Source organism: Leisingera sp. ANG1 (assembly GCF_000203975.2).
Taxonomy (GTDB): domain Bacteria; phylum Pseudomonadota; class Alphaproteobacteria; order Rhodobacterales; family Rhodobacteraceae; genus Leisingera.
Genome location: NZ_AFCF02000009.1, coordinates 284,059 through 301,469, shown reverse-complemented (window position 1 = coordinate 301,469; position 17,411 = coordinate 284,059). Strand labels below are relative to the sequence as shown.

At 64.3% G+C, this 17,411-nt stretch carries 20 protein-coding genes; 9 read left to right on the top strand and 11 right to left on the bottom strand.

Going from position 1 to position 17,411, the window contains the following annotated elements; genetic code table 11:
* The first annotated feature begins 74 nt into the window (after positions 1-74).
* From GC1_RS17645 to GC1_RS17635, 3 genes are all read left to right on the top strand, one after another.
* Positions 75-3,530, top strand: coding sequence for a chromosome segregation SMC family protein (locus tag GC1_RS17645; protein ID WP_019296629.1), 3,456 nt, complete (start codon positions 75-77; stop codon positions 3,528-3,530).
* A 69-nt stretch (positions 3,531-3,599) separates the two neighbouring features.
* Positions 3,600-4,067 (top strand): YbjN domain-containing protein, encoded by a 468-nt coding sequence (locus GC1_RS17640; protein WP_019296628.1) that lies wholly within the window; start codon positions 3,600-3,602, stop codon positions 4,065-4,067.
* A gap of 70 nt (positions 4,068-4,137) precedes the next feature.
* Complete coding sequence (locus GC1_RS17635) at positions 4,138-4,482, top strand: hypothetical protein (protein ID WP_237754626.1); 345 nt, start codon at positions 4,138-4,140, stop codon at positions 4,480-4,482.
* Here the strand turns inward: GC1_RS17635 and GC1_RS17630 are convergent.
* The 4 genes from GC1_RS17630 to GC1_RS17615 form a co-directional block, all read right to left on the bottom strand.
* Entirely contained in the window at positions 4,479-5,648 is a 1,170-nt protein-coding gene (locus tag GC1_RS17630; protein ID WP_019296626.1) for a lytic murein transglycosylase, read from the bottom strand. The two genes, GC1_RS17635 and GC1_RS17630, sit on opposite strands and share 4 nt — an antisense overlap.
* 46 nt (positions 5,649-5,694) lie before the next feature.
* Entirely contained in the window at positions 5,695-6,606 is a 912-nt protein-coding gene (gene cbiB, locus GC1_RS17625) for an adenosylcobinamide-phosphate synthase CbiB (RefSeq protein WP_019296625.1), read from the bottom strand.
* A complete protein-coding gene (locus GC1_RS17620) occupies positions 6,603-7,565 on the bottom strand; it encodes a threonine-phosphate decarboxylase (protein ID WP_019296624.1) in 963 nt (320 codons plus the stop codon). The genes cbiB and GC1_RS17620 overlap by 4 nt, the downstream gene beginning before the upstream one ends.
* A 128-nt stretch (positions 7,566-7,693) precedes the next feature.
* Complete coding sequence (locus GC1_RS17615) at positions 7,694-8,668, bottom strand: glutathione S-transferase family protein (RefSeq protein WP_019296623.1); 975 nt, start codon at positions 8,666-8,668, stop codon at positions 7,694-7,696.
* Positions 8,669-8,882: 214 nt separating this feature from the next.
* On the opposite strand from GC1_RS17615, the gene GC1_RS17610 reads away from it, so the two are divergent.
* Positions 8,883-9,251 carry a hypothetical protein gene (locus GC1_RS17610; RefSeq protein WP_019296622.1) on the top strand — a complete coding sequence of 123 codons (369 nt, stop codon included), beginning with the start codon at positions 8,883-8,885 and terminating at the stop codon, positions 9,249-9,251.
* Positions 9,252-9,257: 6 nt separating this feature from the next.
* Here the strand turns inward: GC1_RS17610 and GC1_RS17605 are convergent, their stop codons facing one another.
* Entirely contained in the window at positions 9,258-9,788 is a 531-nt protein-coding gene (locus tag GC1_RS17605; protein WP_019296621.1) for a L,D-transpeptidase family protein, read from the bottom strand.
* 2 nt (positions 9,789-9,790) lie between these two features.
* Positions 9,791-10,963: a MalY/PatB family protein gene (locus GC1_RS17600; protein ID WP_019296620.1), complete on the bottom strand. Its 1,173-nt coding sequence runs from the start codon at positions 10,961-10,963 to the stop codon at positions 9,791-9,793.
* A 98-nt stretch (positions 10,964-11,061) separates the two neighbouring features.
* On the opposite strand from GC1_RS17600, the gene def (GC1_RS17595) reads away from it, so the two are divergent.
* From def (GC1_RS17595) to GC1_RS17580, 4 genes are all read left to right on the top strand, one after another.
* Positions 11,062-11,580: a peptide deformylase gene (gene def, locus GC1_RS17595; protein WP_029204849.1), complete on the top strand. Its 519-nt coding sequence runs from the start codon at positions 11,062-11,064 to the stop codon at positions 11,578-11,580.
* Positions 11,581-11,593: 13 nt separating this feature from the next.
* The gene (def, locus tag GC1_RS17590) at positions 11,594-12,091 is read left to right on the top strand and encodes a peptide deformylase (protein ID WP_019296618.1); all 498 of its coding nucleotides are present in this window, start codon (positions 11,594-11,596) and stop codon (positions 12,089-12,091) included.
* A 112-nt stretch (positions 12,092-12,203) separates the two neighbouring features.
* On the top strand, positions 12,204-13,109 hold the full coding sequence (gene fmt / locus GC1_RS17585) for a methionyl-tRNA formyltransferase (protein WP_019296617.1): 906 nt from the start codon (positions 12,204-12,206) through the stop codon (positions 13,107-13,109).
* A gap of 12 nt (positions 13,110-13,121) precedes the next feature.
* The gene (locus tag GC1_RS17580; RefSeq protein WP_019296616.1) at positions 13,122-13,358 is read left to right on the top strand and encodes a GlsB/YeaQ/YmgE family stress response membrane protein; all 237 of its coding nucleotides are present in this window, start codon (positions 13,122-13,124) and stop codon (positions 13,356-13,358) included.
* 9 nt (positions 13,359-13,367) lie between these two features.
* Here GC1_RS17580 and GC1_RS17575 read toward each other — a convergent pair whose 3' ends face one another.
* The 5 genes from GC1_RS17575 to ispH all read right to left on the bottom strand — a co-directional run bounded on the left by GC1_RS17575 (position 13,368) and on the right by ispH (position 16,751).
* Positions 13,368-13,991 (bottom strand): trimeric intracellular cation channel family protein, encoded by a 624-nt coding sequence (locus tag GC1_RS17575; protein ID WP_019296615.1) that lies wholly within the window; start codon positions 13,989-13,991, stop codon positions 13,368-13,370.
* A 16-nt stretch (positions 13,992-14,007) separates the two neighbouring features.
* Positions 14,008-14,472 (bottom strand): ribonuclease HI, encoded by a 465-nt coding sequence (rnhA, locus tag GC1_RS17570; RefSeq protein WP_019296614.1) that lies wholly within the window; start codon positions 14,470-14,472, stop codon positions 14,008-14,010.
* Positions 14,465-15,064, bottom strand: a complete 600-nt coding sequence (locus tag GC1_RS17565; RefSeq protein ID WP_019296613.1) for a class I SAM-dependent DNA methyltransferase — start codon at positions 15,062-15,064, stop codon at positions 14,465-14,467. The genes rnhA and GC1_RS17565 overlap by 8 nt, the downstream gene beginning before the upstream one ends.
* 21 nt (positions 15,065-15,085) lie before the next feature.
* Positions 15,086-15,700, bottom strand: coding sequence for a LysE family translocator (locus GC1_RS17560; RefSeq protein ID WP_019296612.1), 615 nt, complete (start codon positions 15,698-15,700; stop codon positions 15,086-15,088).
* A gap of 100 nt (positions 15,701-15,800) precedes the next feature.
* Positions 15,801-16,751 carry a 4-hydroxy-3-methylbut-2-enyl diphosphate reductase gene (gene ispH / locus GC1_RS17555; RefSeq protein ID WP_019296611.1) on the bottom strand — a complete coding sequence of 317 codons (951 nt, stop codon included), beginning with the start codon at positions 16,749-16,751 and terminating at the stop codon, positions 15,801-15,803.
* Positions 16,752-16,891: 140 nt separating this feature from the next.
* Between ispH and GC1_RS17550 the strand changes: the two genes are divergently transcribed.
* On the top strand, positions 16,892-17,359 hold the full coding sequence (locus GC1_RS17550) for a c-type cytochrome (RefSeq protein WP_019296610.1): 468 nt from the start codon (positions 16,892-16,894) through the stop codon (positions 17,357-17,359).
* Positions 17,360-17,411: the final 52 nt, after the last annotated feature.

Below are 17,411 nucleotides of genomic sequence, written 5' to 3'. Positions count from 1 at the left end.
TGGGGGTGCGGAGCGTTGACTCAGCGGGTAGGAACCGCTGAACTTTCTCGATACGGAATCACGAAGGGGCAGCTTTGCGGTTTTCCAAGCTCAGGCTGAACGGCTTCAAAAGCTTTGTCGATCCTACCGAACTGGTCATTGCCGATGGGCTGACAGGGGTTGTGGGTCCAAACGGTTGCGGCAAATCCAATCTTCTGGAGGCATTGCGCTGGGTGATGGGGGAAACCCGCGCCAAGGCGATGCGCGGCGGCGGCATGGAGGACGTGATCTTTGCCGGCACCTCGTCGCGGCCTGCGCGCAACTTTGCCGAGGTGAGCCTGAACATCGACAACTCGGAGCGGCTGGCGCCGTCGGGGTTCAATGATGCCGACGGTCTGGAGATCGTGCGCCGCATCACCCGCGATGTGGGCAGCGCCTATAAATCCAACGGCAAGGACGTGCGGGCGCGCGATGTGCAGATGCTGTTTGCCGATGCGTCTACCGGCGCGCATTCGCCGGCGCTGGTGCGGCAGGGACAGATTGCCGAGCTGATCAACGCGAAGCCCAAGGCGCGCCGCCGCATTCTGGAAGAGGCAGCCGGGATCTCTGGTCTCTATCAGCGGCGCCACGAGGCCGAGCTGAAGCTGAAGAACACCGAGGCCAACCTGCTGCGCGTCGATGACGTGATCGAGCAGTTGGCGGCACAGCTGGCGCAGCTGGCCAAACAGGCGCGGCAGGCGCAGCGCTATCGCGAGATCGGCGAGAAGCTGCGGCTGGCCGAGGGCATGCTGCTCTACCGCCGCTGGCGCGAGGCGGATGAGTTGCGGCTGGCCTCAGAGGATGAGCTGAGGGTGCGCGTCGAGCAGGCTGCCAAGGCGGAGGCGCTGGTGCGTGCCGCTGCCGCTCAGCGCGGCACGTTTGAGGAAAAACTGCCCCCCCTGCGCGAGGAAGAGGCTATTGCGGCCGCTATCCTGCAGCGGCTGGTGGTGCAGCGCGACTCGCTGGGCGATCAGGAGGCGCAGGCGCGCCAGACCATCGAACGGCTCAGCAGCCGGATCGTGCAGCTGGGCAACGACATCGAGCGTGAGGCGGGCCTGAACAAGGACGCTGGCGAAACCATCGAGCGGCTGGAATGGGAGCAGCGGGAGCTGTCCAAGGCTGGCGACGGCCATGACGGCAAGCTGGCCGAGGCCGCGGAGCTGGCGCGCGATGCAGGCTCGATTCTGCAGGCGCGCGAGGACCATCTGACGCAGGTGACAGAGGATGTGGCCCGTCTGGCGGCGCGGCACCAGTCAGCGCGGCGTGCGGTCGAGGACTGCCAGCGCGCCTTGGGCCGTTCCGAGGGCGAGGCAGAGAAGGCCCGCGCTGCCCAAGGCGAGGCGCAGGAGGCGCTGAAGCTGGCGGTGGAGAAGTATGAGGCGGCTGTCTCGGCTGAGGAAGAGGCGCGTGAAGCCTCTGAGATGGCAGAGGAGGCGCTGGAAGCGGCGGACGAGGCGCGCACCGAAACTCAGGCCCGCGAGGCCGAGGCACGCTCGCAGCGCTCTGAGGCAGAGGGAGAGCTGGGCGCGCTGCGGGCTGAGGTGACGGCGCTGGCCAAGCTGGTGGAGCGCGACACCGCCGAAGGCGGCCAGGTTCTGGATGAGCTGACTGTTTCGCCGGGGTATGAGAAGGCTTTGGGCGCAGCGCTGGCGGATGATCTGCGCGCGCCGCTGGCGGATGCCGACGGGCCGACCGGCTGGCTGTCCCTGCCGGGCTATGACCGCGACGCGGCACTGCCGGAGGGTGCGCAGCCCTTGGCACTGTTTGTCTCCGGTCCCGATGCCCTGTCGCGCCGGGTGGCGCAGATCGGACTGGTGGATGGCGATGCTGCAGCGGGCCTTCAGGTGCAGTTGCAGCCCGGCCAGCGGCTGGTGACGCTGGAAGGCGATCTGTGGCGCTGGGACGGCTACCGCGCCTGGGCCGAGGACGCGCCGAGTGCCGCTGCCTTGCGTCTGGAACAGCTCAATAAGCTGGAAGCGCTGAAGCAGGAAATGGAGCGTGTCAGCGCCACTGCCGACGGTGCCCGCGCCGCGCATGAGATGCTGCTGCGCAAGCTGGAAGAGGTGACGCTGGCCGATCAGAACGCCCGCCAGGCGCGCCGGGTGGCAGATCAGCGGGTGGCCGATGCGGCCCGTGCGCTCAGCCGGGCCGAGGCCGACCGCAACCTGGCCGAGGGCAAGCTGGAAACCCTGGGCATCGCGGTGTCGCGCCACGAGGAAGATGCGCTGAGCGCCGGCCTGCAGCTGAAAGAGGCTGAGAAGGCCCTGGGAGAGCTGGGGAATCTGGACCAGGCCCGCACTACGGTTGAGGATATCAAGCAGTCGGTTGAGGCGGCGCGGATCACCATGCTGACCCACCGTTCCAGCCATGACGAGCTGCGCCGCGAGGGCGAGGCCCGCACCAAGCGCGGGCAGGAAGTGACCAAGGAGCTGTCCGGCTGGCGCCACCGCCTGGAAAGCGCCGAGGCGCGGATCGAGGAGCTGGCGGAGCGTCGCGAGGCCTCGCAGGAGGAACTGGAAGAGGCCAATGCGGTCCCGGCGGAAATTGCCGAGAAACGCGAAGAGCTGAACGAGGCAATCTCTGAGGCTGAAGCGCGCAAGTCCGCAGCGACCGAGGCGCTGATCGCAGCTGAGGCAGAACTGCGCGAGGCTGTCCATAAGGAGCGCGAATGCGAGCGGCTGGCGTCGGAAGCGCGCGAGGCGCGGGCACGGTCCGAGGCACGCAGCGATGCGGCCAAGGAAGCCGTCACGCAGGCGGCGGGCCGGATCATCGAGGCGCAGCAGATCACCCCGCAGGCACTGCTGGAGAAGCTGGGCGTGTCGCCGGATGAGATGCCGGCCTCGGATGATTTGGAGCACGATGTGGACCGCTACAAGCGTCAGCGCGACGCCTTGGGTGCGGTCAACCTGCGGGCTGAGGAAGACGCCCGCGGGGTGCAGAACGAGCATGACACGCTGGTGGCTGAAAAGCTGGACCTGGAAGGCGCGGTGAAGACCCTGCGTGACGGCATTTCAAGCCTCAACCGAGAGGGCCGCGAGCGGCTTCTGACCGCGTTTGAGCAGGTGAACAACAGCTTTGCGATGCTGTTCACCCATCTGTTCGGCGGCGGCGAGGCCAATCTGGTGATGGTCGAAAGCGACGACCCGCTGGATGCGGGGCTTGAGATCATGTGCCAGCCGCCGGGCAAAAAACTGTCGACCCTGTCGCTGCTATCGGGCGGCGAGCAGACGCTGACCGCGATGGCGCTGATTTTTGCGGTGTTCCTGTCGAACCCGGCACCGATCTGTGTGCTGGACGAGGTCGACGCGCCGCTGGATGACGCCAACGTCACCCGCTTCTGCGATCTGCTGGACGAGATGTGCCGCCAGACCGACACCCGCTTCCTCATCATTACCCATCACGCGGTAACGATGGCGCGGATGGATCGTCTTTTTGGCGTCACCATGCAGGAAAAGGGTGTCAGCCAGCTGGTTTCGGTTGACCTCAAGAAGGCAGAGGCGATGGTGGCCTGAGGTCTGGCTGGCGCAGGGGGGATCTGTGCCGGGGCCTGTTTGCAAAGACAAAGTTTTGTGGAGTGACAAATGAATATGCTCAAAGCAATTGCCGCTGCTGCGGTGCTGATGACCCCGGCTGCCGCGATGGCTGGCAATGTGGTGGCCAAGACAGGCGACAGCGTCGCCAACTTTTTTAAGGACGAAGGCGCCAAGGTCGAAGTGACCACCGACAGCGTTGGTGATCCGAACCTGAAAGTCGAATATTACGGCAACGATTTTTCCGTCTACTACTACGGCTGCGAGGACAACGCCAACTGTGATGCGATCCAGTTCTTCTCCGGCTACCAGACAGACGGCAGCGTGCGCCTGTCCAAGATCAACGAATGGAACACCAATAACCGTTTTGCCCGTGCCTATGTCTCCGAGGAAGGCTCTGCCCGGATCGAGATGGATGTGCTGCTTGGGAATGACGGCATGACTTCGGATGATTTTGCCCTGGCCGTCGGAAAATGGAACCGGGCGTTGCAGGAGTTTGAAGAATTCATCGACTGGTAAACCGGCCTGTCACCGGATCGTGACAGCGGATTGCAGGATCAATCGCTAGGGTGGGGGCATGAAATGGATCATGCCCCTTTTCCTTTGCCTGCCCGCTGGGACCGCCGCGGCGGACAGCTGGCAGCTGCGCCCCGGCGACACGCCCTTTGCGCAAGCGGAGCTGGACGCGCTGCCTGGACAGTCCTTCCGCTTTTTTGACGGGGGCGAGTCGCAATACGGCAGCGGCGGGGCCTATGCCTATACCTACTCCTCGGAGAACGGCGGCGGCACCGCCTGGGGTACCTACCGGATTGCCGGCGATGGCAGCATCTGCGTGGACTTTACCAACGGGTTCGGGCGCTGCGACCTGTTTGTCCGCAACGGCAGCCGGATCATCCTGATCACCGAAAAGGGCGAAAGGTTCCCGGTGCGTTAAAGCTTCTTCAGCAGCGCGGGCGTGGGCCAGGCGTCGGCAGGCAGGCCGAGGCGCTGCTGCTCCTTTTGCACCGCAACCCGGGTGCGGGCGCCAAGGATGCCGTCAATGTCGCCGACATTGTGGCCGCGGGCCTGCAGTTTCTGCTGCAGCTGCTTCATCTGGGCGCCGTTCAGCCCATTGTCGGGCCTGCCGGCCTCATAGACATCCGCGCCCTGCAGCCGGTTGGCAAAATAGGCGGCGGTCAGCACATAGGTGAAGCTCTGGTTCCACTCGAAATAGACGTCGAAATTCGGATAGGCGAGGAAGGCCGGCCCCTTGTGGCCCTGCGGCAGCAGCAGCGAGGCGCGCATCGACGGATCCGGCAGGCTGCCGTCGCGGGCGGAGACACCCAGCTTACGCCATTGGGCAACCGACTTTTTTCGTGCAGTGCCGCTGAGAGACAGGTCCAGATCTTCGGGGATGGTGACTTCCTGCAGCCAGGGCTGGCCCGGCTGCCAGCCCAGATGCGACAGCATCCGTGCGCCGGACATCAGCGCATCGGGGGCAGAGGATTTCAGGCTGACCTTGCCGTCGCCATCGGCATCAACGCCGTGCTGCAGGATGTCTCCCGGCAGCATCTGCACCATGCCGATCTCGCCTGCCCAGGCGCCGGTGGTGCGTTTCGGGTCGAAGTTGCCCTGCTTGAACATTTCCAGCGCGGCAAACACTTGCGGGCGGAACAGTTCCGGGCGGCGGCAATCATGCGCCAGGGTGACCAGCGCGTCGCGGGTGTTGAAATCGCCCTGATAGCCGCCGTAGTCGGTCTCGAACGCCCAGAAGGCCAGCAGCACGCCGCGGTCGATGCCATAGGTGCTTTCGATCCGCTGGAAGGTGGTGTCGTGTTTCTGCGCCATCTGGCGGCCTGTTTTCAGCCGGTTCTGCGAGATCAGGCGGCGGGAGAAGTCGATGAAGGGTTTCTGGAACACGCCCTGGCCGCGGTCGGCCTTGAGCACGCGGGGGTCCTGACGGGTGCCGGCAAAGAAAGCATTGACCGTGGCGTTGTCATACCCGGCCTGAACCGCCTCGTCCTTCATCAGTTTCACGAAATTCTGAAAGCCGCCGCCGCATTGGGCCGCCGCTGCCGCAGGCAGCAGGGCCGCTGCGAGGACAAAGGGCAATAGGCGCATGGTTCTGGCGCTCCTTGGTCTTACCGCTCCCACAGGAACTTATGTGCTAGAAAACTGCGGCGATGGCAACCGTCAGGGCCAGCGCAAGCGCCCAGGTTTGCCAAAGGAGCGCAACGGAACGGGTGATGGTTTCGGCGCTGGCGCTTTTGGTGCCCTTGGCGTGCACCCAGGCGAAATCGCGCATTTCGCCGTCATAGGAGCGGGGGCCTGCCAGCGATGTATCCAGCGCCCGCGCCATCGCGGCCTCCGGCCAGCCGGCATTGGGAGAGCGGTGCTTGCGGGCATCCCCGGCAATGGCACGCCAGTGGCGCAACTGGCCGCCGGCGGCGGCGATCATCAACCCGGTCAGCCGGGCCGGGATCAGGTTCAGCAGGTCGTCCAGCCGGGCGGCGGCCCAGCCAAAGTCCCGGTAGCGGTCGTTGCGGTAGCCGATCATGCTGTCGGCGGTGTTGACCATCTTGTAGATGATCAGCCCCGGCAGCCCGGCGATCAGAAACCAGAAGGCAGGCGCAATGACGCCATCCGACAGGTTCTCAGCACCGCTTTCGATGGCGGAGCGCGCGGCCTGCGGTGCGGTCATGGCACCAGTGTCGCGGCTAACGATCATGGCCACGGTCTGGCGGCCCTCCTCCAGGCTGCTGCGCAGGCCCTTGGCAACCGCGGCAACATGTTCGGTCAGGGACCGCTGGGCGATCAGGACGGCCGCCACCAGAATTTCGACCAGTGTACCGGGCAGGGCCAGCAGCTTGCCCGCGATGAGGCCTGCCAGAACCAGGGCCGCTGCCGCAAGCACGCCGTTGAGGCGGCGGCTGGGGCCGGTGTTGAGCTTACGGTCAAGGAAACCGACCAGCCTGCCCATCAGCACCGCAGGGTGGGTCAGGCGCGACCACAGCCATTTCGGCTCGCCCAGGACGGCGTCCAGCAGCAGGGCCACGGCAAGCATTCCGGCGGTGGTCACAGCGCGGCCTCCAGACGGTCCCAGCCGTCCGCAGGCGGCAGGCCAAGGCGCAGGAAAGTCTTGGAATAGGGGAAAATGCGGCTCCAGATATGGGCGCTGGCCAGCTTTTGCTGCCAGGCAGCGGCATCATCCACATGGTAAAGCCGGAACAGGTCGGTGCCGCCGGCCAAGCTGGCACCCTTGGCGAGCACAAGTTCGTCCAGCCGGGCGGCATCCTGATGCAGCCGGGTGCGAGTGGCTTCGGCCCAGGCATTGTCCTGCAAGGCCAATGTGCCGGTGCGCAGGGCCGGGCCGGAGACCGCCCAGGGGCCCTGCCAGGTGGCCAGCTGCGCAATCAGCTTGGGGTCGCCGATGGCAAAGCCCAGCCGCATCCCGGCCAGGCCCCAGAATTTGCCAAAGCTCTTCAGCACGACAACGCCGGGGCGGGCAGCCATGCGGATCAGGCTTTCACCCGGACACACATCGCAGAAGCTTTCGTCGATGATCGTCAGCGGTGCGGTAAGCTCGTCCTCGCGCCACATCCGGCCATCCGGGTTGTTGGGATGCACAGCCACCTTGGCCTCCGCAGGCCCATGCACCCGGACAATCCAGCCGCGGGCCTCAAATGCGGCGGCGTGTTCGTTGTAGGTGGGCTTGGTGATCTGCACCCAGCGCGGCTCGGCCAGCGCAGGCAGGGCGGCAATCAGAGCAGAGGCGCCGGGGGCGGCAAGAACAGCGGCCTCCTCCGGGATATTCCAGAAGCTGCGGGCGGCCTGTTCCAGACCGGCCAGCGCATCCGCATCCGGCAGCGCGCCCCAGTCACCGGCGCTGAACTGCGGCAGCGGATAGGGGTGCGGGTTGATGCCGGTGGAAAGGTCGATCCAGCCGTCGCGGCTGCCGCCGAATTCGGCGATCGCTGCACTCAGATTGCCGCCGTGATCGCGGGGCTGGGTTGCGGGGTCGTGAGAGAGGTCATGCATCGCAGTCGCCACCGGTGAGAGTTCACACCGGCCAGGGCCGGCTGCCATCTGAGGCACTGCGCGTATTAACCTATGCTGTGCGGGGCGTGAACTCCCTATTTACGGTGGTGCAGACGCAATCGCGTGAGTCAGCCGCGTCCGTGCGGTTCCTGCCAGTTGATATCCGGGTTGGTGGGGATGATCCGATGCGGATTGATGGTGTCATGGCTGTAATAATAGTGGCGCACGATGTGCTGCATGCCGACCGTCTCCGCCACACCCGGCCACTGGTGCAGCTCGCGGGTGTAGGCCCAGAGGTTCGGGTAATCCATCAGCCGTTTGCGGTTGCACTTGAAGTGGGTGTGATAGACCGGATCGAAACGCAACAGGGTGGTGAACAGCCGCCAGTCGGCCTCGGTGATGCGCTCACCCAGCAGGTAGCGGTGCTGCGACAGCAGATCTTCCAGCCAGTCCAGGCTTTCGAACAGCGGCGCGACGGCCTCGTCATAGGCTTGCTGCGAGGTGGCAAAGCCGCATTTGTAAACACCGTTGTTGATGGTGCTGTAGACGCGGGCATTCACGGCCTCAATCGGCTCGCGCAGTTCCTCGGGCCAGTAGTCATTGCTGTTGCCGGTGATCCCGTCAAAGGCCGAATTGAACATGCGGATGATCTCGGCGCTTTCGTTGGAGACGATGGTGTTCTGCTCCTTGTCCCACAGCACCGGCACCGTCACCCGGCCGGTGTATTCCGCATCGGCGCGGGTGTAGATCTGGTGCATATGCGAGTTGCCGAACAGGCCGTCGCCGGTGGCGCCATGTTCGTCGGTTTCAAAGGTCCAGCCTTCACCCAGCATGTCGGGGTGCACGACAGAGACAGAGATATGCTCTGCCAGCCCCTTCAGCTGGCGGAAGATCAGCGTGCGGTGCGCCCAGGGGCAGGCAAGCGAGACGTAAAGATGATAGCGCCCGCTTTCCGCCGGGAAGCCGCCCTTGCCTGACGGGCCCGCGCTGCCGTCGGCGGTGATCCAGTTGCGGAACTGCGATTCGCTGCGCTTAAAGGCGCCACCGGTAGAGTCGGTGTCATACCACTGGTCGTGCCATTTTCCGTCGATCAAAAGGCCCATCGCGTCTGCTCCTGCTGCTGTGCTTGGCAAACATATGCGGGCAAGGGGCGTGCGCCTATGCAGGCCAGCGCGCAGGCCTTCTGCACTCCTGCACAGCAGCAACAAAATTGCGCGGCCGTCAAATTTTCGAAAATGTTTACTTGATTTTATATATTTGTGACGCACCGTTGAAAGAAGGACCCGTGTAAACCGAAGCATTTGGAAGGCCGCTGACATGAACACCTACGTACCCAAAGCCGTGCAGGAAGCGCTGGACACCGCCCGCCTGCAGGGGATGCGGCGCAAGAGCCGTTTGCGGGTGATGGCGGATAATGAGCTCTATCCGGTGCTGCGGCTGTGGAAGACCGGTTTCTCGGTCGAGGCGGAAACCGCACCGATGCTGCGCGGGCTGGTTGATATCTACGACGGCGCCCGTCATGTGTCGCAATGCCTGATCGTGGCTGGCGAGGAAGAGGGCGGCGAGATGCGTTATGAATTCAAGCGCTCCACCCCTACCGCCGACAAGGCGCCGGTGGATTTCTACAAGTCGCCGGATGCGCCTGCGGGGCTTATCCCTTTCGACCAGTCGCAGGGCAAGATTTGAAGCGGTTCAGGGGCGGATTTCAACCTCAATTCCTATCTCTGCCAGGCGCCAGAGCGTTTCCATCTGTTCATTGCTGACAGCGATGCATCCGGCGGTCCAGTCGCCGGGTAGGGTGACCAGATTGCCCACTGCATTGGGCTGCCCGTGGATAAAAATATCGCCGCCCGGGCTAACACCTGCCGCCTGCGCGCGGGCACGGTCATCGGGCTGCGGATAGTTGATTCCCAGCGACAGGTGATAGGCGCTGTTAGGATTGCGCCGGTCGATCCGAAAGATGCCCTCCGGCGTCTTGCCGTCGCCTTCCTGTTCCTTATCGCCAGCAGGGGCAAAGCCAAGCGCGATAGGGAACTCCAGGACCATCTCGCCATCCCGGCTGGCGGTCAGTCGGCGGGCGGATTTCTCGATCAGGATACGGTCGATCCGGTCCACCGCCGCAGATTGCGGCGGCGGCACGGGACGCGGGGCAAAGGCCTGCCAGGCCATCCAGGCGGCGCCGGTCAAAGCAACCAGCGCCAAGAGGCGCAGCAGGCGCTTCATGCTTATTGCAGGTCCGAGAAGGCTGCGGTCAGCCGGCGGCAGGCTTCCTCCACCCGCGACCGCTGGGTCGCCAGATTGAACCGCTCCATGAGTTCGCCGCCGGTGCCGAAACCATCGCCAGGAGAGGTGGCGATTTTCGCGACTTCGCGCAGGCGCTTGATGAATTCTTCGCGGCTCATGCCTGTCCCGGAGAAATCGACCCAGGCCAGATAAGTGGAGGCCAGCGGCAGGGATTTGAGGCCGGGAAGGGCGTTGACCGTCTCGTCAAACAGTTTCTTGTTCCCTTCCAGATGCGCGATCTGTGCATCGACCCACTCTGCCCCTTCGGGCGAATAGGCGGCCATGATCATCGCCACGCCGAGGCCGCTGGGATCATAATCCAGCGTGGCCTGGCGGTGCCGCATGGCTGCGCGCAGGTCCGGATCGGGGATGATCATGTTGCCGGTGCGCTGGCCTGCGATGTTGAAGGTTTTGGAGGGCGCGGTCAGGGTCACAGTCCAGGGCCGAGCGTCCGGCGCGGCCACGTCCATCGGCACAAAGGTGCTGCCCGGATAGACCAGATCGTGGTGGATTTCATCCGAGACCAGGATCAGCCCGTTGCGCTTGGCGAATTCGGCCACCGCGCGCAGTTCCTCCGGCGTCCAGACCCGGCCCGAGGGGTTCTGCGGAGAGCACCACAGCAGCAGCTTCTCCGTCCCGTTCAGGCGCGATTGTGCATCGTCCAGGTCCAGATTGTAGGTGTCGCCGTCCCGTGCCAGCGGGCATTCGGACACCTTGCGGCCCGCCTTGTTCACCTTGTGGGCAAACTCATGATAGACGGGCGAGAAGATCACCACGCCGTCGCCTGGCTGGCTCCAGACATCGAGGCAAAGCGCGATGGCGTTGCCGAGACCTTGGGATGTCAGGATCCAATCGGTCTCAATGTCCCAGCTGTGGCGGTTCTTCATCCACCATTGCACCGCCTGCAGATACTCGGGGTGCTGCCAGGAGTAGCCGAACACGCCATGCTCCGCGGCCTTTTTGACGGCCTCGATCACGCAGGGCGCGGTTTCATAGTCGGAGTCCGCCGTCCACATCGCCAGGCCATCCTCAGGGGACACGCCGAACAGCTGCTCCATCTTGTCCCATTTCGAACTGTGGGTGCCGCGGCGGTCTGTGGGTTTGTCAAAATTCATCTGTGAACTCCCGTATCGTTGGATGCGAAGCTAACCACTGCGGCAGCGTGCGCAAGGGGGGCGTTGCGATGGGGCCTGCAATCGCATACATGAAGCGCATGAAACGACCGATCCTGATCCATCCCGATCCCCGCCTGAAAAAGGTTTGCGTGCCCGTGCCGGACCTGAGCGATGACTTGCGCGTGCTGGCGGACGACATGCTGGAAACCATGTACGCCGCGCCCGGCATTGGCCTGGCAGCGCCGCAGATCGGCATCCTGCAGCGGCTGATCGTGCTGGATTGCGTCAAGGAAGAGGATGGCGACCCGCGCCCTCTGGTGATGTTCAACCCTCAGATCATTTCTTCCTCGGACGAGACCAACGTCTATGAGGAAGGCTGCCTGTCGATCCCGGATCAATACGCCGAGGTCACCCGCCCCAAGGTGGTGGAGGTCGAATGGATGGACCGCGACGGCAACGCGCAGCGGGAAACCTTTGACGGCTTGTGGGCGACCTGCGTGCAGCATGAGATCGACCATCTGAACGGCAAGCTGTTCATCGATTACCTGAAGCCGCTGAAGCGCCAGATGATCACCCGCAAGATGCAGAAGCTGAAGCGCGAACGCGCCCGCGCCTGAGGAAATACCAGACATGACCGTCCGCACCTGCCTGCCCTGGCCCGACAAGCGCCTGCGCACCAAGGCTGATGAGGTGACAGAGATCACCGACGAGATCCGCGAAATCTGGAACGACATGGTCGACACGATGGAGGCAATGCCGGGTGTGGGTCTGGCCGCCAATCAGATTGGCGTGATGCTGCGGCTGGCCGTCGTGGACGGCTCCACCGAGCGCGGCCGCGCGGTGAAGCTGGCGAACCCGGAGATCCTGCACGCCTCGGTCGAGCTGCGCGAGCATGACGAGGCCAGCCCGAACCTGCCCGGCGTCTCCGCCAAGATCAAACGTCCGCGGGCGGTGACCGTCCGCTTCATCAATGAGCAGGGCACGGTGGACCGCAAGGATTTCGTCGGTATCGAGGCGACCTCGGTGCAGCACCAGATCGACCACCTGAATGGCAAGATGTATTTTGACCGCCTCAGCAAGGTGAAACGCGACATGCTGATCCGCAAGGCGAAGAAGCTGAACGGCTGAGGCTGATCTAAATTCCCGGATCGCCTGCGGTCCGGTTCGCGCCCTGGCAGCAGGCTGCCGGGCAATCGGGGCAGGGATTTGCGGGCAGATTGCCCACCCTACGGAGGCATTGATGCGCATTATCTTCATGGGAACGCCTGACTTCTCAGTGCCGGTGCTGGATGCGCTGGTGGAGGCCGGGCACGAGGTTGCCGCCGTTTATTGCCAGCCGCCCCGGCCTGCGGGCCGCGGCAAGAAGGACCGTCCAAACCCTGTCCACGCCCGCGCCGCGGCCTTGGGGCTGGAGGTGCGCCACCCGGTCTCGCTGAAAGGCGCGGAGGAGCAAGAGGCCTTTGCCGCTTTGAATGCAGATGTGGCGGTGGTCGTGGCCTATGGCTTGATCCTGCCGCAGGCGGTGCTGGACGCGCCCGCGCATGGCTGCCTCAACATCCACGCCAGCCTTTTGCCGCGCTGGCGCGGTGCGGCGCCGATTCACCGCGCGATCATGGCGGGCGACGCGGAAACCGGCGTCTGCATCATGCAGATGGAGGCGGGGCTCGACACAGGTCCGGTGCTGTTGCGCGAGGCCACTGCCATCGGTGCGGAAGAAATCACCGCGCAGTTGCACGACAGGTTGTCTGCAATGGGTGCAGCGCTGATCACCGAAGCCTTGAGCCGCCTGCCGGAGCTGACACCGGAAGTGCAGCCGGAAGATGGCGTCATTTATGCCGAAAAAATTGACAAGGCGGAGGCGCAGATCGACTGGACGCGTCCGGCGGCGGAGGTGGACCGCAAGATCCGCGGCCTGTCGCCCTTCCCCGGTGCCTGGTGCGAGATCGAAGGCCAGCGGGTCAAGCTGCTGGCCTCACGGCTGGCGGAGGGGCAGGGCGCGCCCGGAGAGGTGCTGGACGACAGCCTGATCGTGGCGTGCGGCGAGGGAGCAGTGCAGCTCTTGCGCTTGCAACGGGCGGGCAAAAGCGCGCAGGATCCCGATGTATTCCTGCGCGGCTTCCCGGTTCCCAAGGGCAGCCGCCTGTAACCGGAGGGTCTGATGCCCATCATTGCCCTGATCATCATCGGCGCCGCGGCAGGCTTTCTGGCAACCAGGCTGATGAAACTCGAAACCGATATCATCACCACGGTCTGCATCGGTATGGCCGGGGCACTGATCGGCGGATTGGTGCTGCGCGCACTGCTGGCGGTGATGGGCTTCATGGCCGGTTTCATAGGCGCGGTGCTGGGCGCCTTGGTTTTGATCTGGCTCTGGCAGAAATACGTCCAGCGCTAGACGCCTTTCCTAGCTGCGCGGCGGGCGGCTTTTGTAGACCGGCAGGTGCCAGCCAAACAGGATGGAGCCTGCCCGCAGCACCCAGCAGACCCCGGCGCAGGCCAGCAGCGCGAACTTCAGCTCAAACCCCAGCCAGATGGCCGCAACGGCAGTGATGGCGCCTGCCATGGCGCAGGTGATGTAAAGCTCGCCCTGTTTCAGCACCAGCGGCACCTCGTTGCAGACCACGTCGCGCATCAGCCCGCCCATGGTGCCGGTGGCCATACCCATCAGCACGACGATCACCGGCGGGCTGTCCAGCGAGATCGCGGCACCGGTGCCGGCAGGTACAGCAATGGCAAGGGCAAAGCTGTCGAGCCAGACCACCCAGCGCAGGCGGCTTTCCAAGAGATGCGCAGTGAAGAACACCGCCACGGCGGCCAGCGCGGCCAGCAGGATGTAGTTGGGGTTGCCGATCCAGAACACCGGGTTGCGGTCCAAGAGCAGATCGCGCAACGTGCCGCCGCCAAGCGCGGTCAGGCAGGCAACAAAGGCAAAGCCGACAATATCCAGCTGCGCCCGGCTGGCGACCAGCGCGCCGGAAAGGGCAAAGACCAGCACCGAGGCATAGTCCAGCAGCGCCAGAAAGGTCATACGGCAACCCTGCGCATCAGGCGCTTTTCTTCTTCTTGAAGGGCGCCATGCCTGCGCGCGCCAGCTCATCCGCGCGCTCGTTTTCAGGGTGGCCTGCGTGGCCCTTGACCCATTCCCAGGTCACCTTGTGGCGGGCTTGCGCTTCGTCCAGGCGCTGCCACAGCTCGACATTCTTCACGGGTTTCTTGCTGGACGTCTTCCAGCCGTTCCTTTTCCAGCCGAAGATCCAGCCGGTGACGCCGTTCTTCACATAGGCCGAGTCGGTGACCACGGTGATGGTGGACGGCCGCGCCAGGCTTTCCAGCGCGTTGATTGCGGCCAGCAGTTCCATCCGGTTGTTGGTGGTCTCCGCCTCGCCGCCGCTCAGTTCTTTTTCTTTGACGATGGTGTCACCGTCCATGGCGCGCAGCAGAACACCCCAGCCGCCGGGGCCGGGATTTCCAGAGCAGGCGCCGTCGGTATAAGCAAATAATTCAGGCATGCGCCGTCAGTACTACGAACTCCTGGGCAGTGCCAGCCAGTCCTTTGCCTGTCCCGCGGCGGGCGCCGAGCAGGGTGAAGCCGGCGGTTTCGAGTTTTTCGCGCAGCTCGTCCTCGCTGTAGTACGCATAGAACCTGCCCAGCTCGTCGCGGCCTTCGCTCTCGCCCAGTTTCATTGCCAGGCATAGCGTGCCGCCTTCGGTCAGCGCCCGGCGGAGGGCGGTCAGGTGAACGGAAAGTTCCTCCCGCGGCACATGCAGCAGGCTGAAATAGGCCCAGATGCCGTCAAACACCGCCTCTGCATCCAGCGCGTGAAACCCGGCGGTAATGACCTCAATCCCATAGGCCGCGCGAGCCGCCTCTGCCATTTCCGGCGAGGCATCAAGCGCAGCTACCCGAAAGCCGGCATCCCGGAAACGCGCAGCCCAATGGCCGGGGCCGCAGCCAAGGTCCAGCAATGTGCCGCCTTCGGGCAGTCGTGCAGTGAAGGCCTGAAAATCAGCCTCCTCCCCCGGGTCCGTTCTGCCGGTGAAAAGCTCGGCGTAATCCGCCGCGCGGTCGTCGTAGACGCTGATGGTTCTGTCATCACTCATCTGGATCTCTCCCGGGCAGGGTCAGGCGCGTTCCATGGCCAGCCGGGCAGCAAGGCCTGCAAAGACGGCCGCAAAGCCGCGGTTCAGCCACTTCAGCACCCGCTCGCTGTTCAAGAGGTAAGTGCGGGCCTGGGCGGCAAACAGCCCGTAGAGCACGAAGATGGCAAAGGTCATCACCATGAACACCAGCCCGAGTACCGACATTTCCAGCGTGGCGCTGGCGGGATTGCCGCTCAGGAACGGTGGCAGCAGGGCCAGGAAGAACACCGACAGTTTGGGGTTCAGGATGTTGATCAGCGCGCCGCGCCAGGCGATTTTCCAGCCGGGCTGGCTGGTGCGTTTCGAGGACACAGCCAGCGCGCCGCCGCTGCGCAGCGCCTGCCAGGCGAGGTACACGAGATAGGCCACGCCCGCGGCCTTGACGATCTGGAACAAGAGAGCAGAGCTGTGCAGCACCGCCGCCAGCCCCAGCGTGGCCGCGGCCAGATGCGGAAGGATACCGAAGGTGCAGCCGATTGCGGCCCAGATGGAAGCGCGCCAGCCCTGGCCGAGACCAAGCGCCAGCGTGTAGATGACACCCGTGCCCGGTGCGAGGACGACGACAAAGGCGGTAATCAGAAAGTGCAGCGTGATCATGAAAACGGCTCCAGAAAAATGCCCGGGACCTTAGGCGTACCACGGTTCGCCTGAAGCGGGTGTAATTTCTGTCACTTAGTATGCACTCTGGTCTGTGCGCTCACGCAGGCTGCCTCAGCACGCGGGGCACCTTGAATTCCACTGTTTCCACCGCGGTCTCCACGACTTCCACGGTCACCTCATAGCGCTCCCGGAAAGCGTCGATCACCTCGTTGACCAGCAGCTCCGGGGCCGAAGCGCCGGCGGTGATGGCAACCGAGCGGATGCCTTCGAGCGCGCGCCAGTCGATGTTCTCGGCACGCTGCACCAGCTGGGCATACTCGCAGCCGTTCTTGGCACCGACTTCGACCAGGCGGCGGGAGTTGGAGGAATTCGGCGCGCCGACTACCAAGAGGGCGTCGGCCTTGGGCGCCACCGATTTCACCGCCTCCTGACGGTTGGTGGTGGCATAGCAGATGTCTTCCTTGTGCGGGCCGATGATGTTGGGAAACCGTTCTTCCAGCGCTGCAACGATGCCCTTGGTGTCATCCACCGACAGGGTGGTCTGGGTTACATAAGCCAGCCGGTCCGGATCACGCACCTCAACCGTCGCCACGTCTGCGGCGGTCTCAACCAGCAACACCTCGCCCTCAGGCAGCTGGCCCATTGTGCCGATGGTTTCGGGGTGGCCCTTGTGGCCGATCATGATCATCTGCAGCCCGGCCTCGGCGTGGCGCTGGGCCTCGATGTGCACCTTGGAGACCAGCGGGCAAGTGGCATCGACATAAATCATCTCGCGTGCTTCGGCCGCGGCGGGCACAGATTTCGGCACCCCGTGCGCGGAGAAGATCACCGGGCGGTCATCCGGGCATTCATCCAGCTCCTCGACAAATACCGCGCCTTTTTCGCGCAGGCTGTCGACCACGAATTTGTTATGCACGATTTCATGGCGCACAAAGACCGGCGCGCCCCATTTGCCGATCGCCATTTCAACGATTTTGATCGCGCGGTCCACGCCGGCGCAGAAGCCGCGCGGCGCGGCGAGGTAGAGGGTCAGGGCTGGCTTGGTCATGGGCGTCTCCTTGCGCGCCAGAGGTAAGCGCTTCGAGCGGCAAGGTCCAGTGCCGCGGGCGCCTCACGCGAGTGTGATTTCAGCTTCCAGCGCCGGAAGGCGGCAGATAGTTTTGCGGCACGCCAGGACGGGAGGCAGAAATGATACGGGCATTCACGCGGGCTGCGGTTTTGGTTCTAGCGGGCGAAGCGGGTTTTGGCTTCTCCGCTGCAGGCGCCGGGCCCGCAAGTATCCTGCCGTATGATGATCCGGCTGAGGTTGAAGCAGGCAGTGCGGTCTATGAGGAAAACTGCGCCAGCTGTCATGGCGGCGACCTGCAGGGGGAGGCTGACTGGCAGACGCGGGACGGCGAGGGCTATCTGCCCGCGCCGCCCTTGGACGGGACCGGTCATGCGTGGCACCATCCGGATGAGCAGTTGCTTGAAGTGGTCAGGAAAGGCGTGGCGGCAATTGCTGGCGGTGGCTACAAAAGCCGCATGGAAGGCTTCGGCGGCGTGCTGAGCGACGCGGAACTGCGTCAAGTGCTCGCCTATGTCAAAAGCCGCTGGCCCGCAGATGTCATCGCGCGCCACAACCAGATCAACAGCCAGGGTCACGCGCACGACTAAGTGTTTCCGGAACAGGCGCCACCCCATCTGATGCCTGTTCCGGTTTGTTTCC

What these genes read in the sequence shown, in the direction of transcription:
- GC1_RS17610 (WP_019296622.1), top strand. Translation starts at nt 8,883, where the DNA reads ATGAACACCTACGTACCCAAAGCCGTGCAGGAAGCGCTGGACACCGCC.
- GC1_RS17635 (WP_237754626.1), top strand. Translation starts at nt 4,138, where the DNA reads ATGCCCCTTTTCCTTTGCCTGCCCGCTGGGACCGCCGCGGCGGACAGC.
- GC1_RS17575 (WP_019296615.1), bottom strand. Translation starts at nt 13,991, where the DNA reads ATGACCTTTCTGGCGCTGCTGGACTATGCCTCGGTGCTGGTCTTTGCC.
- GC1_RS17615 (WP_019296623.1), bottom strand. Translation starts at nt 8,668, where the DNA reads ATGGGCCTTTTGATCGACGGAAAATGGCACGACCAGTGGTATGACACC.
- def (WP_019296618.1), top strand. Translation starts at nt 11,594, where the DNA reads ATGACCGTCCGCACCTGCCTGCCCTGGCCCGACAAGCGCCTGCGCACC.
- GC1_RS17605 (WP_019296621.1), bottom strand. Translation starts at nt 9,788, where the DNA reads ATGAAGCGCCTGCTGCGCCTCTTGGCGCTGGTTGCTTTGACCGGCGCC.
- GC1_RS17630 (WP_019296626.1), bottom strand. Translation starts at nt 5,648, where the DNA reads ATGCGCCTATTGCCCTTTGTCCTCGCAGCGGCCCTGCTGCCTGCGGCA.
- def (WP_029204849.1), top strand. Translation starts at nt 11,062, where the DNA reads ATGAAACGACCGATCCTGATCCATCCCGATCCCCGCCTGAAAAAGGTT.
- GC1_RS17640 (WP_019296628.1), top strand. Translation starts at nt 3,600, where the DNA reads ATGAATATGCTCAAAGCAATTGCCGCTGCTGCGGTGCTGATGACCCCG.
- ispH (WP_019296611.1), bottom strand. Translation starts at nt 16,751, where the DNA reads ATGACCAAGCCAGCCCTGACCCTCTACCTCGCCGCGCCGCGCGGCTTC.
- GC1_RS17600 (WP_019296620.1), bottom strand. Translation starts at nt 10,963, where the DNA reads ATGAATTTTGACAAACCCACAGACCGCCGCGGCACCCACAGTTCGAAA.
- GC1_RS17580 (WP_019296616.1), top strand. Translation starts at nt 13,122, where the DNA reads ATGCCCATCATTGCCCTGATCATCATCGGCGCCGCGGCAGGCTTTCTG.
- fmt (WP_019296617.1), top strand. Translation starts at nt 12,204, where the DNA reads ATGCGCATTATCTTCATGGGAACGCCTGACTTCTCAGTGCCGGTGCTG.
- rnhA (WP_019296614.1), bottom strand. Translation starts at nt 14,472, where the DNA reads ATGCCTGAATTATTTGCTTATACCGACGGCGCCTGCTCTGGAAATCCC.
- GC1_RS17565 (WP_019296613.1), bottom strand. Translation starts at nt 15,064, where the DNA reads ATGAGTGATGACAGAACCATCAGCGTCTACGACGACCGCGCGGCGGAT.
- GC1_RS17560 (WP_019296612.1), bottom strand. Translation starts at nt 15,700, where the DNA reads ATGATCACGCTGCACTTTCTGATTACCGCCTTTGTCGTCGTCCTCGCA.
- GC1_RS17550 (WP_019296610.1), top strand. Translation starts at nt 16,892, where the DNA reads ATGATACGGGCATTCACGCGGGCTGCGGTTTTGGTTCTAGCGGGCGAA.
- GC1_RS17620 (WP_019296624.1), bottom strand. Translation starts at nt 7,565, where the DNA reads ATGCATGACCTCTCTCACGACCCCGCAACCCAGCCCCGCGATCACGGC.